This is a genomic window from Romboutsia hominis (assembly GCF_900002575.1).
GTDB classification, from domain to species: domain Bacteria; phylum Bacillota; class Clostridia; order Peptostreptococcales; family Peptostreptococcaceae; genus Romboutsia_C; species Romboutsia_C hominis.
Genome location: NZ_LN650648.1, coordinates 2,776,401 through 2,793,732 on the forward strand (window position 1 = coordinate 2,776,401; position 17,332 = coordinate 2,793,732).

Sequence of the window (17,332 nt, forward strand, 5' to 3'; positions counted from 1 at the left end):
TCTGTCCTCCGAAATTATCTACCACAACATTTTTTGTATTTCTTTCCACTCCCACAAGGGCAATCATCATTTCTTCCTACTGTTTCTTCTTTTCTAACAGTTTTGTTTGATGATTCTTCATCAGTATTTGATGATAAGTGATTAACATCTATAACCTGTTTTCTTTCTACAGGCTCTTCTATAGTTATATTAAATAGGTATCTTACAGTATCTTCTTTGATATGCTTAGTCATTTCATCAAACATATCAAATCCTTCCATTTTGTATGCAACTACTGGATCTTGTTGACCTATTGCACGAAGACCTATACCTTGACGCAATTGATCCATTGCATCTATGTGATCTATCCAATGGTTATCTACTGATTGAAGTAATACTACTCTTTCAACTTCTCTCATTCTTTCAGATCCTATTCTTTCCTCTTTACCTTGATATATCTTCATTGCTATGTTATAAACCTCTTCTACTATTTGAGTAGTATTAAGTTTTTCCACATCTGGTATTTCTATACTTCCTTTTGGTAGGAATACATGATATAAGTAATCCCTAAATCCAACGAAATTAAATCCATTTTCTAAAGTATATGCAGCTACTGTGTCTTCTATTATAGATAAAATCATGCCTTGTATTTGTTCTTGTAAGTTTTCACCCTCTAATACACGTCTTCTCTCAGCGTAGATTATTTCTCTTTGCTTATTCATAACATCATCATATTGAAGTACATGTTTTCTTATACCAAAGTTTCTACCTTCAACTTTCTTTTGAGCACTTTCTATTGATTTAGTTAACATCTTATGCTCTATAGGCATATCTTCTTCAAGACCTATTTTTTCGACAACAGAAGTTATTCTCTCACTTCCGAATAATCTCATAAGGTCATCTTCTAAAGATATATAGAATCTTGAACTACCTGGGTCCCCTTGACGACCAGCACGTCCTCTTAACTGATTATCTATTCTTCTAGATTCATGTCTTTCTGTACCTATGATAGCTAAACCACCAGCTTTTAAAACTTCTTCTTGCTCTGCTTGAGTTTGCGCTTTATATTTTGCATATAATTTTACGTATTCTTCTCTAGCTGCAAATAAGTCTTCATTTCCTTCTTTTTCTATTCCCTCTAATGATGAATCTACTTTATTTATAATGTCTTCTTCGTATCCCATTTTCTTCATTTCTTTTTTAGTTAAGAAAGTAGGGTTACCTCCTAGAACTATATCCGTACCACGACCTGCCATGTTAGTTGCTATTGTTACTGCTCCTAATCTACCAGCTTGTGATATTATTTCTGCTTCTTTTTCATGGTATTTTGCATTTAATACTTCATGCTTTATTCCTCTTCTTTTTAATAGATGAGATAATAATTCTGAAGTTTCTATTGAAACTGTACCTACTAGTATAGGTTGCTTTGTTTTATGTCTTTCTATTATATCCTCAGCAACTGCATTAAATTTACCTTTCATATTTTTATATACAGAGTCTGGTAAATCTTCTCTTTGTATCCCTTTATTTGTAGGTATTTGAACAACATCCATTTTATATATTGCTTTAAATTCTTCTTCTTCAGTTTTAGCTGTACCTGTCATACCTGATAACTTGTTGTACATTCTGAAGTAATTTTGGAATGTTACAGTAGCTAATGTTTTTGATTCCCTTTGTATTCTTAAACCTTCTTTAGCTTCTATAGCTTGGTGTAATCCTTCAGAGTATCTTCTACCAAACATAAGTCTTCCTGTAAATTCATCAACTATAACTATTTCTCCATCTTTAGATACATAGTCAACATCACGCTTCATTATAACGTGCGCTTTTAATGCTTGGTTTATATGATGATATAACTCTATATGAGCTACATCAGTTATATTATCAACATTGAAGTAAATTTCTGATTTTTGTATACCTGATTCTGTTAAAGATACCGCTTTTTGTTTTTCTTCTATCTCATAGTCATCTGGCTTTAGTGTTAATACAAATGTATTTGCATCCGAATATAAGTGAGTAGATTTATCTCCAGGTCCTGATATGATAAGAGGAGTTCTTGCTTCATCGACAAGTATTGAATCGACCTCATCCACTATAGCATAGTTTAATTCTCTTTGAACCATTTGTTCTTTATGTATTACCATATTATCTTTTAAGTAATCAAACCCATACTCATTATTTGTTCCATAAGTTATGTCACATTGATATTGTTCTCTTCTAACTTCTGGAGTTTGACCGTGAACTATTACACCTACAGTCATTCCTAAAAACTCATATACTTTTCCCATTTGCTCTTTATCACGTTTTGCTAAGTAATCATTTACAGTTACTACATGTACCCCTTTTCCTGTAAGAGCGTTTAGGTATACTGGAGCTGTTGCAACCAATGTTTTACCTTCCCCTGTTTTCATCTCTGCTATTCTACCTTGATGTAGCACTATCCCACCTATAAGCTGTACTCTATAGTGTCTCATACCTAGTACTCTTTTAGATGCTTCTCTAACTACAGCAAATGCTTCTGGTAAAATACTATCTATACTTTCTCCACCATCTAGTCTTTCTCTGAATATATTAGTCATATTCTTAAGTTCTTTATCTGTCATAGGCTCGAACTTTGATTCTAAAGAGTCTATTTCATCAACTATCTTATTGAATTTTTTTAGTTCTCTTTTATCTGCCATATTGAATAAATTATCTAAAAAACCCATGTTTAGCATCTCTCCTCGCTCATTTATTGTACTATTATACATTTTACCATAAAAACAATAGATTTTATATTGTTATATTTACCATGTATTTACTTGATCTCGCTTAATATCTACAAACAAAATAAATGCCACTAACAAAGATTTTATATGTCTTTAATTAGTGGCATTATTTTTAATATATAAATACATTAATACAGATTACTCATGTTCTATCATCCCATATCCACCATTTCTACGTCTATAAACTATAGAAATATCATCAGTATCAACATTTCTGAACATATAGAAATCATGTCCTATAAGATCCATTTGTAAAACAGCTTCTTCTGCACTCATAGGCTTCATATCAAATTTCTTATGTCTTTCTATAACTATGTCTATATTTTCTTCATCCTCAGAATAATCACTATCCTCTAATAAATCATCTGTTTGATATCTTATACTCTCATTTACATGGTGTCTATCCTGCAATCTTTTTTTATATTTTCTTAATTGCGTATTTAATTTATCGTATACAACATCTATAGCAGCATATAAATTTTCTTCTATATCTTCTGCTCTTATTATTGGTCCACTTATAGGGATTATTGTTACTTCTATTTTGTGTCTAGCTTTTTTAGCACTAACAGTTACTTTAGCCTCTGTTGATGGATGAAGATAATAATCTAACTTACCTATTTTTTCTTCTATCGATGACTTTATTCCATCTGTTAGTTCTATTTGTTTTCCAGATATAATTATATTCATAAGAACATCTCCCTTCGGTTATAACGGTATAAAACTTATATTTTATACTTACATAATATATTCTATATCGACTTATACAATCCTTTATTTTTATTGTTTACTTTTATAATTTATTATATTCAAATAAAGTTATATTATTTTATTTATTAATATTTACTATTATCATGTGGATTAATGTTTTTATTACCTTTGTGGATAATGTGGATAAATTTGTTAATAACTCTTAAATACTGTATTTCTAGCTATTCATAATTCTTCAACTATCCACATATATCAATAATAGTTGTGATTAATTTGTGAATTATTGTCGTAATTTAAATTTTTGTAAAAAAAAAGCACCTCTGAAGGTACTTTTGAATATTTAGCTGACCTGGTTTTTGACCCCACACTCGCCTACTGGAGGGTTCGCTTGGGTTTGCCGCACTACTAGCTCTCTCGATTTTATATCGGTAGGTCTTACTTCTAAGCCGCACCATGATCATTAACCCAATTTTTAGTGTTAACTTACGTGGATCCCTTTGCCTGCGACTGGCTTGGACTTTCAACCACAGACCTAAATATTACTTATCTATTTTAATATTTTAGTAACTTAATGTCAATAGTAATTTTAGGTATCAATGGTTCTAGTTAAAAATGTTATCACTGTAACCCTATTTACATTATTTAACTTTAATATTTTTGATATTTCATTTACTGTTGACCCTGTTGTAAAAATATCATCCACTAATAAAATATTCTTATTTTTTAATTTGAATGATTCTTCCTTTAATTCAAATACATTCTTTAATTCTTTCTTCCTCTCTTCTTTATTCAATTTGTAAAGTCTTTTTGTATTTTCAGTTCTTACAATTATATCTAAAACATCTTTACCTAATATCTCACCTAAGTACTTAGCTATTTTCTCTGATTGATTAAAACCTCTTTTTCTTTGTCTTTTTTTATGAAGTGGAACAAACAAAATATAATCAAATTCTAAAGGCTCTAGGTCTATCCTTTCTTTCATTATAGTCGCTATATATCTACTCATATATGTCTTACTATTATACTTTAATCCAAAAACTACTTTTTTGCTAAATTCACTATATTCTATACATGATATAGCTCTATCAAAATAAAAAGATTTACATTTACAATATCTACAATTGTAAGTATCTATTTCTCCTAAAGAATCATTGATAGTTGGTTTTCCACATTTTAGGCATCCATCTAATATAAAATGTAATTCCTTAAAGCAAGATGTACATAATGAATATGTATTTGTAGTTTTTATAGGATTGTTGCAAATTATACAAGATATATTATCTGGATACAATAATTCTAAACTTGTATGAAATATTTCTCTTATTAGTTTTTGTTTATGTATTAAGAAATTATACATCTATTTAATTAACAAACCTTCTTCCTTAAATTTATTTAGCTTATAGGATAAATTTGAATGTCTATTATTAATTCTATTGTTCTTTATCATGTATTCTAAATACTTTACATCTCCTACTAGTACAACTAGTTTTTTTGCTCTAGTTACTGCTGTATATAATAAATTTCTACTTAAAAGCATTGGTGGAGCCCAGGTTATAGGTATTACAACTACTGGAAACTCACTTCCTTGACTTTTATGAATAGTAGTACAATAACTATGATCTAACTCATCTAGCTCATCATAGGTATATGATACAATTTTGACTTGATCAAATATAACGTATACTATCCTTTTATCTTTATCTATATGATATACATATCCAATATCACCATTGTATATACCTTCTCCACTATCAGTTTTATCCTCATTCTCCCATTTTCTAGTATAATTATTTTTTATTTGCATGACTTTATCGCCAACTCTAAAAATCCTTCGTTGGAAATTTTCTTCTACCTTATACTTTTCTGGTTTATTAAGATGCTTTTGAAGTTCTATATTTAAATTTGTAACTCCTAAATCTCCTTTTCTCATAGAAGATAAAACTTGTATATCTTTTAATTTATCTACATTATAAAATTTAGGTAATCTCTCACTTACTAAACCTATTATTTCATTTATTATCTCTTCATTGGTATTTTTTCTTATAAAAAAGAAATCTTTTCCTTTAGAGTTTAAATGTAATGGCTGTCCATTATTTATTTTATGAGCATTAACTACTATCATACTTTCTTGAGCTTGCCTAAATATCTCAGTTAATCTAACTACTTTTATAACGCAAGAATCTATCATATCTTTAAGTACATTTCCTGCACCTACTGATGGTAATTGGTCACTATCGCCTACTAATATAACCCTTGTTCCAGGTTTAATTGCCCTTAGTAAAGAGTACATTAGTAAAATATCAACCATAGAAACCTCATCTATTATTATTACATCTGCTTTTATTGGCTCTTCTTCATTTTTCATAAATTGAAGTTCATCACTATCTGTTGCATATCCCATTTCTAGCAATCTATGTATAGTCTTAGCCTCTTTACTTGAAGTTTCACTCATCCTCTTTGCTGCTCTTCCTGTTGGGGCAGCTAATACAACTTCTTGATTATTGTTTTCAAATATTTTTATTATGGTGTTTATAGTAGTGGTTTTTCCTGTTCCCGGACCACCAGTTATTATTACCACTCCACCTTCTATTGCTTCTTTTACAGCTAACATTTGATTGTTAGCAAGCTTTATACCTTCTTCTTTTTCTACTACTCTTATCTCTTCTTCTATATCTATATTTAAATCTTTAAATTCATGCTGAGATAATTTTATTATTTGTTTACATACTCCATTTTCCGATAAATAGTATGGTATTAAATATATTAGATGTTGATTATCTTTTTTCTCTATATGTATTTTTTGATCATATGCAAGTTCTAGTATACACTCTTTTACAAGCTCTCCTTTTACTTCTAATAATTTAATAGCTTCTTGTATAAGGATATTTTCTGGTAGGTATGTATGACCATTCCCTAATGATTGGTTTAGAGTATAGAGTATCCCTTGAGAGACTCTATCTTTTGAATTTTTTTCAATTCCTATTTTACTAGCTATATTATCTGCTATTTTGAATCCAACACCTCTTATATCTTCCGCTAATTTATATGGATTCTTGTTTATAACTTCAATAGCTTTGTTTTTATACTTTTTATATATCTTCATACAGTAGTTAGGAGTTATTCCATATGGAGAAAGTTCTATTATTATATTTCTAAGCTCTCTATTTTCTTCATAGCTTTTTACTATCTGATCTATTTTCTTTTGACCTATACCATCCACTTCACTCAGCCTATGAGGATTATTTTGAATTATATCTAATGTACTTACTCCAAACTTATCCACTATTTTTTTTGCCATTTTTTCTCCGATTCCATGTATCATACCAGAAGATAAGTATACATATATCCCCTCCAGAGATGTTGGTGTTACTGGCATAAATTTATTTACTTCAAACTGAGTTCCATAAGTTTTATGATTTGTCCATTTTCCTTCAACTTCTATGCTTTCCCCCACCGATAAAGTAGGCATACAACCAACTATGACTACTTCATTATCTGAGTTAGCCAAGTGGGCTATAGTGTACCCATTATCCTCATTTTTAAATACTATATCACTTATCATTCCTTCTAATCTTTCCATATTCATCTCCTACAACCCATAATATTTCTATCGTTCACTTAAGTTGTATTTATTATACCTTTTATACCAAAAAAATTCACCCCTTTAAATGGGGTGAATTATCTATAGTTATTTTAAATTATTGTCCTAATGCTTCTTTTCTTAATAGCTCTGCTTTATCAGTTCTTTCCCATGGTAAATCTATATCTGTTCTACCAAAATGACCATAAGCTGCTACTTGCTTGTATATAGGTCTTCTTAAGTCTAAGTCTCTTATTATTGCTCCTGGTCTTAAATCGAAGTGTTTATTTACTAATTCTACTAATTTAGATTCTTCAACTTTTCCAGTTCCAAAAGTATCTATAAATACTGATAATGGTCTAGCAACACCTATTGCATAAGCTAACTCTATTTCACATTTATCTGCTAGTCCTGCTGCTACTATATTTTTAGCTACATATCTTGCTGCATAAGCTGCTGATCTATCAACCTTTGTTGGATCTTTTCCTGAGAATGCTCCTCCACCATGTCTTGAGTATCCTCCGTAAGTATCTATTATTATTTTTCTTCCTGTAAGACCTGTATCTCCTTGTGGTCCTCCTATAACGAATCTTCCTGTTGGGTTGATGTATATTATAGTTTCTTCATCCATTAAATCTGCTGGTATAACAGCTTTAATAACATGCTCTATTAAATCTTTTCTTATTGTTTCGTTAGTAACTTCTTCTCCATGTTGAGTTGATATAAGTATAGTATGAACTCTAACAGGAGTATTTCCATCGTATTCTATTGTAACTTGAGTCTTTCCATCCGGTCTTAAGTACTCTAAAGTTTTATTTTTTCTAACTTCTGTTAATCTTCTAGATAGCTTATGAGCTAAAGATATTGGAAGTGGCATTAACTCTTCTGTTTCATTACAAGCGAAACCAAACATTATACCTTGGTCTCCTGCTCCAACCTTTTCTATTTCATCTTCAGCATTTTCACCTTCTCTATTTTCTAAGGCTTCATCAACACCCATAGCTATATCGCCTGATTGTTCATCTATTGCAGTTATTACTGCACAAGTATCACAGTCAAATCCATATTTAGCTCTGTCATACCCTATTTCTCTTACTGTTTCTCTTACTAATTTAGGAATGTCTACATATGTATTAGTACTTATTTCTCCTGCTACTAATACTAATCCTGTTGTAGTTGTTGTTTCACAAGCTACCCTTGCATGTGGATCTTTCTCTAATAATGCATCTAGTATAGAATCTGATATTTGGTCACAGATTTTATCTGGATGCCCTTCAGTTACTGATTCCGACGTAAATAAATGTCTTGCCATTTGTATCTCCTCCTTAATATAATTCATTTTATTTAGATTTGATTTCTAATCATTTATAATGATTTTCACTAAAATACAACCTAATTAAATCTTAAGAGCTAGGAGTTTAGTAATTATTTATCTAATAAAAAAACCTCTTCTTATTAAGAAGAGGTTAATTATTTCGTATATGCTAATTAACTAACCTCATCTCTCAAAACTATAAAGTCTTGTAGGATTTAGCACCTTTTCCCTAATGGGTGGTTGCTGGGCTTCACAGGGCCTGTCCCTCCGCCGCTCTTGATAAGGTAATCAAGAATTTATTAAGTTATTATTTTGTATCACTAACTTATATGTTACTACCTTTTTTATATACTGTCAATCTTTTATGCAATAATTTTTTGCTTGTCTATTCAAACTATCTTGTATCCTATTTAATAATTTTTTCATATTATATCTTATAAATCTATATAGGTCTTTTTTTATCCTATATTTCATATATTCTTGTGAAGGGGGTGTTCCTATGTATCTGGCCAAGGTCAATTATAATAAAGAAAATGTTGTTGAAATCCTTTGTTCTGTACTTAGAGACATAATAAATGATAATACAGTTGTGGTCTGTATAGGAACAGATCGGGCTATAGGTGATGCTCTTGGCCCTTTAGTTGGCACTATGCTTAAAAATAGCGACTTTAATTTCCCTGTCTACGGAACCTTAGATAATCCTATTCATGCTTTAAATATATATGAGTCTATCGAACATATAAAAAAGGCTCATCCTAACGGAAATTTTCTAGCTATTGATGCATGTCTGGGTGCAAAAAATAATATAGGAAATATCCAAGTCAGAGAAGGCCCTATTCTTCCTGGCAAGGGGGTAGGTAAAAAATTACCTCAAATAGGAAACTATTCTATTGTAGGTATTGTAGATAAGATAGATGAAAATAATAGATTTTCTTTTAATAACGTTCGACTTAGTTTTATATTAGAACTTGCCGAACTTATATCTTTATCTTTACTTCTTTCTACATGACAAATCAATATTTAATATAGCCTGTTCTTTAGATTAAATTTTTATAGGTTAGGCTATTTATCTGCTTTTTATTATTTTTAATGTTCTGCATACAAATTTTGACATATAACATATTTCAAAACAATTTTACTTGATTGTTTTATCTAATAATTTACTTACATCATATATCAATCTTAGAAAAATAAAAATAAGGCTATTTCCTTAAAGGAAATAGCCTTATTTTTATTTTTCTACAAGAGCAAACATTAACTCTCCACTACATACTAATTCTTCATTAACAAAAGCTTTTGCCAAAGCTTTTCCAATATTTCTTCTTATAGATGTCATTTCAACTTCCATAGTTAATGTATCCCCAGGTCTTACTTCTTTTTTAAATCTAACTTTATCTATACCTGCAAATACACCTAATTTTCCTCTATTCTCATCTACTGACATCATAGCTACACACCCTACTTGAGCCATAGCTTCTATTATAAGTACTCCTGGCATTATCGGGTATTCTGGGAAATGACCTTGGAAAAATGGTTCATTTACACTTACATTTTTTATACCTTTAGCTCTTTTTCCCTCTTCTAATTCTATTATCCTATCTACTAATAAAAATGGATATCTATGTGGTATTAATTCTTTTATTTGGTCTATATTTAACATTTAAGTACCCTCCTAATTATCTCCTTTTGAAGGTACCTCCTGTTTCAAGTAAATCTAAAGAACTTAAAGCAATTCCTGTACCTTTTGCAACACAAGATAAAGGTTCATCAGCCACTACAACTTTAATTCCTGTTCTATCTTCTATTCTTTTGTCTAGTCCATATAACAATGAACCTCCACCAGTCATTATTATTCCAGTATCACTTATATCTGCTGCTAATTCTGGTGGTGTTTTCTCTAGGACAGAAAGCGTTGATGCAACTATCTGCTCTGAGCATTCATTAAGAGCTTCTAGCATCTCAGTTGAATTTATAACTATGGATTCTGGTAATCCTGTAATTAAATTACGTCCACTTATTTTAATGCTCTTTTCATCTTCTCTTTTATATGCACAACCTACTTCTATTTTGATTTTTTCTGCAGTTCTTTCTCCTATAAGAAGGTTATATTGTTTTCTGATATATCTTACTATAACTTCATCAAATCTATCTCCACCCATTTTTATGGATTCACTAACTACAGCTCCTCCTAGAGATGTCACCGCAATATCTGCTGTTCCTCCACCAATGTCTATAACCATGCTTCCATTAGGTTTAGCTATATCTACTCCTGCTCCTATAGCCGCTGCTATTGGTTCTTCTATTATATATACATCTCTCGCTCCAGATTGTCTTGTAGCTTCTTCTACAGCTCTTTTTTCAACATCTGTGACCCCTGTAGGAACACATACCATTATTCTTGGCATAAAAAATCTACCAAAACCTTTTTTATCTACAGCTTTATCTATAAAATAAGTTAACATTTTTTCAGTTACATCATAATCAGAAATTACACCATCTCTTAGTGGTCTTATAGCTACTATATTACCAGGTGTCCTTCCTATCATTCTTCTAGCTTCTTCTCCTACCGCTAAGACAGATTTAGTTCTTTTATCGATTGCTACAACAGAAGGCTCTTCTAATACAATCCCTTTTCCGCTAACGTATACAAGAACATTAGCAGTACCTAAGTCTATCCCTATGTCCGCTCTAGACATGTTCTCAACTCCTTTTTGCATATTTTATATCTAAACGACTCATTGTCTAAAACACTCCTATAATACAAAATATACAAAAATACTACTTTAGTCAAGAATAATAAAAAAAATGTAGGCTTAACCTACATTTTTTTTGGAGCTCTTTTCATATTTAAGCTTTGTAGCCATTCCTCCTCTTATGTGTCTTTCAGATTTATTTTTTTCTAAAACCATCTTAACTTCTTTAGCTAGAGACGGGTTTATTTCTTCTAAACGTTCTGTTACATCTTTATGTATTGTACTTTTACTAACTCCAAATGTCTTCGCTGTTTGACGAACAGTTGTATTTTTCTCTAGTATATATTTAGCCACAACGATTGCTCGTTCCTCTATATGAGATCTCAAAGCTTTCCCTCCTCACATACTAGCCTTAATCATATATATGTGAGAAAGAAAAGAAATATAACAGACTTAACCAAATTTGATTAAGTCTGTTATATTTTATTTTATTAAACTCATTGGATCTATTGATTCTTTTCCTTTGAAGGCTTCTATATGAATATGTGGTCCCTCTGCACTCTCAACTACAGATGTATTTCCTGCTAAAGCTATTACATCTCCTTCTTTGACTGCTTGTCCGTCTTTAACTTTAATATCTTCACTTAAATTAGAATATATTACTGTTTTACCTTCACTTTCAACCTCAACTGACATACCATTAGCATCATCTTTAAAAATGTTAGTTACTTTTCCTGATAATAAACTTTTTATACTTTGTCCTTCTTTACAACTTACGTCTAAACCTTTATGCACTTCCCATAAGTTCAATGTTTCTGAGTAACTAGGTTCCTTTGCTGAATATTCTCTAATTACTTTTTCTCCTACAAATTCAAGTTTCGATGTTTTTTTAACCTCTTTATTTTTTGCTGTTTCTAAGTTTTCCTTTGATTCTGTAGAAGTTGGCACAGCTTCTTTATTTTCATTTTCTATTAGATGAACTTCATCTTCTTTTTTACTATTTTCTTTATCATTTACTATTTCATTATTTGCTGCTAGGTCGTTAACATCATTCTTTACAAACCAAACTCCTCCGACCGCAAGTAAACTAATGCATACAAATAATGCCAAATAAAATCCATCTTTTTCTAGTAGCTTTTTCATACAGCACCTCCAAATATATTTATGTATTTGTATTCTTATCTTTTATTTATATTTTTATACAATTTATACATATTTTGGATTAATTAAAAATGAATTTTATCTATTAATATATATGAAACTGACATATTTCCAAAGATTTCTCCCGTTTTTTTAATACCTTTTTTATACTTTTAAAATTCTTGCTATATTATCTGTACAAACTATTAACATTTCTATACTTAATATAAAAAAGAGCTTGATAAAAGCTCTTCTAATTAATATAAGTCTGTTATATCTGTTTCTTGATAATAATGATTTAGTATTTCATAATATCGATACCCTTCCTCTGCCATACCTTGTGCTCCCCACTGACTCATTCCAACACCATGTCCATATCCTTTTACTAAAAAATCTATATGATTCTCTCCAAATTTTAATTCAAAATTGGAGGAATTTAATTTAAATATACCTCTAATTTCTCTTCCTCTAATCTCCTTATTCCCAATTTTTATTTTATCTACAGATCCACCATCACTTCTATTTAAAATTTTTATTTGATTCTCTAGGTTAGATGGATTTAAACCTGCATTTTTATAATTACTATTTATAGCATTTATAAAATCTTTATTGCTTATCTTTAACTCAGAAGTATATTTAGGAGAGTACTCTTTATCATAAGGGCTTTCGACAGATTGTAAATATGGATATGCTTGTGCAAATACTTCTTCACAGTTTTCTGTCTTTCCTGATGATGTAGAGAAATACAGTGTAAGTATAGGTTCTCCCTTATAAGTTATTATCTGACCCTTTGTATCTCGTACTGCTTGCTGTATTTTAGGGTAATATTTATCCATCCAATCTTGTCCATTCTTTTCTTTTAATTCTTCATAATTCTTATATTCTTGGCAATGATTATAGTCAGTACATACGACTGCATTGCTATGCTGATTTGATTTTCCTTGATTTTCTTTATACATTACATAAGTTCTTGCTGCTACAGCTTGTGCTTTAAGAGCTTCAATATTAAAGTCTACAGGCATCTCTCCTGCTAAAACTCCACATAAATATTTTTCTATATCCATCTTCTCAGTCTTATTAGTTTTATGATTGTATATATTTATTAAAGGAGCTTCTTTATCAACTGTTTCATAGTTGATTATCTTTTTTTTAGGATTGCTTAATGCCGATTCTTTTTGTATAGCCTCTATCCCATCGTAAGATACTACACTTAAAAATACAGGAACTGCTATAGACAAACCAACTATACTTCCTAAAAATACTAAAGGGTTATTCATATATTTTCCTCCTTAGTTAATTACTTGTACTTAAAATATATGAATAACCCTATTTATTTATTACTATTTATTTTTAGTCTTCTATTATCTCTATGTTTCCACCTAAAGCAGTTATTTTCTTATCTATATCAACATATCCTCTTTGTACGTGATATATTTCTCCTATTTGAGTTTCTCCTTCTGCTATAAGTCCACATAATATAAGTGCTGCACCAGCCCTTAAATCTGTCGCATTAACTTTAGCACCATATAATTGGTTTACTCCATTTACTATTGCGCTCTTTCCTTCTATTTTTATGTTTGCTCCCATTCTATTAAATTCGGCAACATGCATAAATCTATTTTCAAATACAGTTTCTGTAACTACCCCAGTTCCATTAGCTATTGTAAGCATAGCCATGAATTGAGCTTGAACATCTGTTGGGAATCCTGGGTGAGGTAAAGTCTTTATATCTATTGGCTTTAACACTTCAGGTCCTATAACTCTAACTGTATTATCTTTTTCTATTATTTCACATCCAGCTTCTATTAATTTAGCTGTAACTGGTTTTAAATGTTCCATCATTACATTTTCTATTGTTATATCACCTTTTGTCATAGCTGCTGCAACCATATAAGTAGCTGCTTCTATTCTATCAGGTATTATTGTATGCTCTGCACCTTTTAATTCTTTAACACCTTTTATCTTTATAGTGTTAGTTCCTGCACCTTTTACATTAGCTCCCATTTCATTTAAGAAATTAGCTAAATCTACTATTTCTGGCTCTTCTGCAGCATTTTCTATTATAGTTGTTCCTTCAGCTAAAGCTGCTGCCATCATTATGTTTTCAGTAGCTCCTACTGATGGGAAATCTAAGTATAATTTAGTACCCACTAATTTATCAGTTGTAGCTTCTACGAATCCATGATCCATATCTACTTTTGCACCTAAATGCTTAAATCCTTTTAAATGTAAATCTATAGGTCTTGTTCCTATAGCGCATCCTCCTGGCATAGATATTTTTGTGTGGTTAAATCTAGCAAGTAATGGCCCCATTACTAAGAAAGATGCTCTCATCTTACTTACTAACTCATATGGTGCTTCACAAGTAGTTATGTTGCTTGCATCTACTGTTAAAGTGTTATCCTTATATTCTACTTTTGCTCCTAAGTGTCTTAATAAATCAGATATAACATGAACATCTTTTAAGTTAGGTACACACTTTAAAGTTGACTTACCGTTTGCTAATAACGTCGCCGCTATTATTGGTAACACTGCATTTTTAGCTCCGTCTATTTTAACACTTCCATTAAGTGGATTACTCTTTTTTACTATTATCTTTCCCATTTTTATTGTCTCTCCTCATAATTAATAATCTAATTTTATAATAGGTGTAGCAATATAAATTAATGTTTTATCTTCGTCTTCGCTATACCTCATCCCTATATTCAAATTAATATTATTTCCTAAATATTCTAAGTCATTTCCTTGTAAGATCTTACTATCTGCTGTAACAGATATAAAATTTTCCTCTTGTATTCTATCTACTTCTTGTGCATTCATATTATATAATATTTTCGTTAAAATATCATCACATTTGCTTAAATGTAACTTTTCTGAATATTCTCCAGATATACATGTATTTATATCTGCATTAATTGCAAATTTTTCTAATGTATTCTCAAGAACTGTATAAACGCCCACTATATTTTTATATACTTTATTCTGTAATATGTCAACCATTATGTGAGCCTCTTCGTCATTTTTCTTTATGAAAATTATGGAAATGCTTTCATCTTCTATTTTACCGCTTAAATGAATCTGTTTCTCATCTTTATTCCATATTTCTTCCCATGCTAAATCACTTTCTTCTAGTCCTAAATTATTAAGTATTTCTGTGCACATATCAACCATTTCTTCTTTTGATATGTTGTAATTTATAGAACCATTTGCTTTTATGTTATAAAAATTGAACTTAGCCTCTGTGTTTATAAATGTTCGTATTAATTCATTATATTCATTTTTTGATTTTGTATCCGCAAAAGATATTAGTATACCCATCATCATTAATATTAAAAATATACATATCATTTTAATTAGTTTCATGTAAAAGCCCCCATTAATTTATATATTATACTTAAATTATTAACATTTTTGGATATGATATACAAAAATAAAGCACTAAGATGACTTTAATCATCTTAGTGCTTTATTTTATTATTATGCTATATATTTATTTGCAAATTCCTTGAATTCCTCAACATTAGATCCTAAATATTCTTCAAAATTAATATTTTTTTCATCTAATAATAATCCTAAATTATATAAAAACTCTGGTATTTTATCACTAGCTATATCTCCATAAACTTCCCCAAGTTTTACGTTATCTTTTTTAGCCACACCACCTACATATAAAGTAAATGCTTCTTTTAACTCTCCATCTATTTTTTTCTTTTTACCTCCAAATCCAATTATACCTATTTGATGAGTTCCACAAGAACTTGTACATCCTGATATATGAATTCTTGGTAATTTATTTGTTGTATAGTTTTTCTTTTTGAAGTAGTCTAATATACTATGTAATAAACCTTGACTCTCTCCTATACCTATCTGACAAGTAGGGACACCTATACAACATGAAGTTTGTTCTATTGGAGTATTTCCACCCATAGTTTTTGTTAACTCTAATATATTTTTAGCTTCCTCTCCATTAAGATTTCTAAAATAAACACCTTCGCTCATAGAAAGTCTTATTTCTAAATCTTCAATTGACTCTAAAGCATTTATTAATGCTTCTAAGTCAGTTAGTTTTAGCTGTCCTCCAATTGGATGAAGATATACACTATATAACCCCTCTTGTTTTTGAGGTATTAGTCTTATATCTTGTAAATCTATTTTTGATCCTTTCTTTTTACAAGTTTTATTTTCTATATTTAAATCTAAATTTTCTCTTTCTTTTACTTCTTTTAGATGTTTTTTATAACATTTTAAGAACTCTTCTTCACCCATACTAGCTACAATATATCTTGTACGAGCTTTGTTTCTATTTTCATAGTTACCCTCAGCTATAAATAACTCTATCATAGCTTGTACATGGTATAAAACATCACTCTTTGGAACTAACTCATCATATTCCACTGCTTTTGCAGGATTCTTACCAATTCCACCTGCTATATAAAGCTTGAAAAATTCTTCTCCATTTTCTTTTACTGCTAAGAAACCTAAATCTTGTACAGTACAGTTAGCTGTATCTTCGCTACTATTTGAGAAAGATACTTTTAATTTTCTAGGTAACTTATATTTATATATGTCTTTCATTAAATATTCATTTACTTTTAAAGCATATTCTGTAACATCAAATGCTTCCCCTATTTCTACTCCTGATAATGGTGATAAGGCAACATTTCTAGGGAAGTTTCCTCCTCCACCTCTTGTATATATACCATGCTTTAATCCATCTTCCATTATGTCACAAACTTCATCTATTCCTAAGCCATGTAATTGTATAGCTTGACGAGTAGTTAAATGTACTTTATCTAGATTATATTTTTTAGCGCAATCATATATATATTTAAGCTTTTCTATATCAAGAACACCACTTGCTGTTCTAAGTCTTATCATAAATTCTTTACCACCACGATGAGCATATACACCCATTCCTCCTGATGCATGTTTGAATTCATTTACTGAAATTTCACCATTTACAAATTTATGACCTTTTTCCCTAAATTCAGGTATCTCATTTAATAATATATCTCTTAGCTCTTCCAATGTGTTTCCCTCCATTATAAAATAGGTTTTATTTAAATTGTAAATCTATGTAAGTACTTTGTAAACCCTAGCACCTATGCGATATTTTTATGGTTACTATATAATAATTTGATAGTTATTT

At 30.1% G+C, this 17,332-nt stretch carries 14 protein-coding genes and 1 riboswitch; of the genes, 1 reads left to right on the forward strand and 13 read right to left on the reverse strand.

The window, feature by feature from the left end; genetic code table 11:
• Positions 1–14: 14 nt before the first annotated feature.
• From secA to metK, 5 genes are all read right to left on the reverse strand, one after another.
• On the reverse strand, positions 15–2,687 hold the full coding sequence (gene secA / locus FRIFI_RS13395; protein ID WP_092921919.1) for a preprotein translocase subunit SecA: 2,673 nt from the start codon (positions 2,685–2,687) through the stop codon (positions 15–17).
• 198 nt (positions 2,688–2,885) lie between these two features.
• Entirely contained in the window at positions 2,886–3,434 is a 549-nt protein-coding gene (hpf, locus tag FRIFI_RS13400; RefSeq protein WP_092921917.1) for a ribosome hibernation-promoting factor, HPF/YfiA family, read from the reverse strand.
• Between the two features lie 607 nt (positions 3,435–4,041).
• Entirely contained in the window at positions 4,042–4,812 is a 771-nt protein-coding gene (locus tag FRIFI_RS13405) for a ComF family protein (protein WP_092921915.1), read from the reverse strand.
• On the reverse strand, positions 4,813–7,035 hold the full coding sequence (recD2, locus tag FRIFI_RS13410) for an SF1B family DNA helicase RecD2 (RefSeq protein ID WP_166506109.1): 2,223 nt from the start codon (positions 7,033–7,035) through the stop codon (positions 4,813–4,815). It lies immediately after the preceding gene.
• Between the two features lie 118 nt (positions 7,036–7,153).
• Positions 7,154–8,347, reverse strand: a complete 1,194-nt coding sequence (metK, locus tag FRIFI_RS13415) for a methionine adenosyltransferase (protein ID WP_092921911.1) — start codon at positions 8,345–8,347, stop codon at positions 7,154–7,156.
• A 183-nt stretch (positions 8,348–8,530) separates the two neighbouring features.
• A riboswitch (SAM riboswitch) is annotated at positions 8,531–8,636 on the reverse strand.
• 213 nt (positions 8,637–8,849) lie between these two features.
• Between metK and yyaC the strand changes: the two genes are divergently transcribed.
• On the forward strand, positions 8,850–9,359 hold the full coding sequence (gene yyaC, locus FRIFI_RS13420) for a spore protease YyaC (protein ID WP_092921909.1): 510 nt from the start codon (positions 8,850–8,852) through the stop codon (positions 9,357–9,359).
• 222 nt (positions 9,360–9,581) lie between these two features.
• Here yyaC and fabZ read toward each other — a convergent pair whose 3' ends face one another.
• The 8 genes from fabZ to FRIFI_RS13460 form a co-directional block, all read right to left on the reverse strand.
• Positions 9,582–10,010, reverse strand: a complete 429-nt coding sequence (gene fabZ / locus FRIFI_RS13425) for a 3-hydroxyacyl-ACP dehydratase FabZ (protein ID WP_166506110.1) — start codon at positions 10,008–10,010, stop codon at positions 9,582–9,584.
• Positions 10,011–10,026: 16 nt separating this feature from the next.
• On the reverse strand, positions 10,027–11,046 hold the full coding sequence (mreB, locus tag FRIFI_RS13430) for a rod shape-determining protein (protein WP_092921906.1): 1,020 nt from the start codon (positions 11,044–11,046) through the stop codon (positions 10,027–10,029).
• Between the two features lie 117 nt (positions 11,047–11,163).
• On the reverse strand, positions 11,164–11,430 hold the full coding sequence (spoIIID, locus tag FRIFI_RS13435; RefSeq protein WP_092921904.1) for a sporulation transcriptional regulator SpoIIID: 267 nt from the start codon (positions 11,428–11,430) through the stop codon (positions 11,164–11,166).
• A 96-nt stretch (positions 11,431–11,526) separates the two neighbouring features.
• Positions 11,527–12,186 carry a M23 family metallopeptidase gene (locus FRIFI_RS13440; protein ID WP_092921902.1) on the reverse strand — a complete coding sequence of 220 codons (660 nt, stop codon included), beginning with the start codon at positions 12,184–12,186 and terminating at the stop codon, positions 11,527–11,529.
• A gap of 254 nt (positions 12,187–12,440) precedes the next feature.
• Complete coding sequence (spoIID, locus tag FRIFI_RS13445; RefSeq protein WP_166506111.1) at positions 12,441–13,460, reverse strand: stage II sporulation protein D; 1,020 nt, start codon at positions 13,458–13,460, stop codon at positions 12,441–12,443.
• Between the two features lie 73 nt (positions 13,461–13,533).
• Entirely contained in the window at positions 13,534–14,787 is a 1,254-nt protein-coding gene (gene murA / locus FRIFI_RS13450; protein WP_092921898.1) for a UDP-N-acetylglucosamine 1-carboxyvinyltransferase, read from the reverse strand.
• A gap of 21 nt (positions 14,788–14,808) precedes the next feature.
• Positions 14,809–15,546: a YwmB family TATA-box binding protein gene (locus tag FRIFI_RS13455; RefSeq protein ID WP_240275474.1), complete on the reverse strand. Its 738-nt coding sequence runs from the start codon at positions 15,544–15,546 to the stop codon at positions 14,809–14,811.
• A 114-nt stretch (positions 15,547–15,660) separates the two neighbouring features.
• Positions 15,661–17,211, reverse strand: a complete 1,551-nt coding sequence (locus FRIFI_RS13460; protein ID WP_166506112.1) for a nitrite/sulfite reductase — start codon at positions 17,209–17,211, stop codon at positions 15,661–15,663.
• Positions 17,212–17,332: the final 121 nt, after the last annotated feature.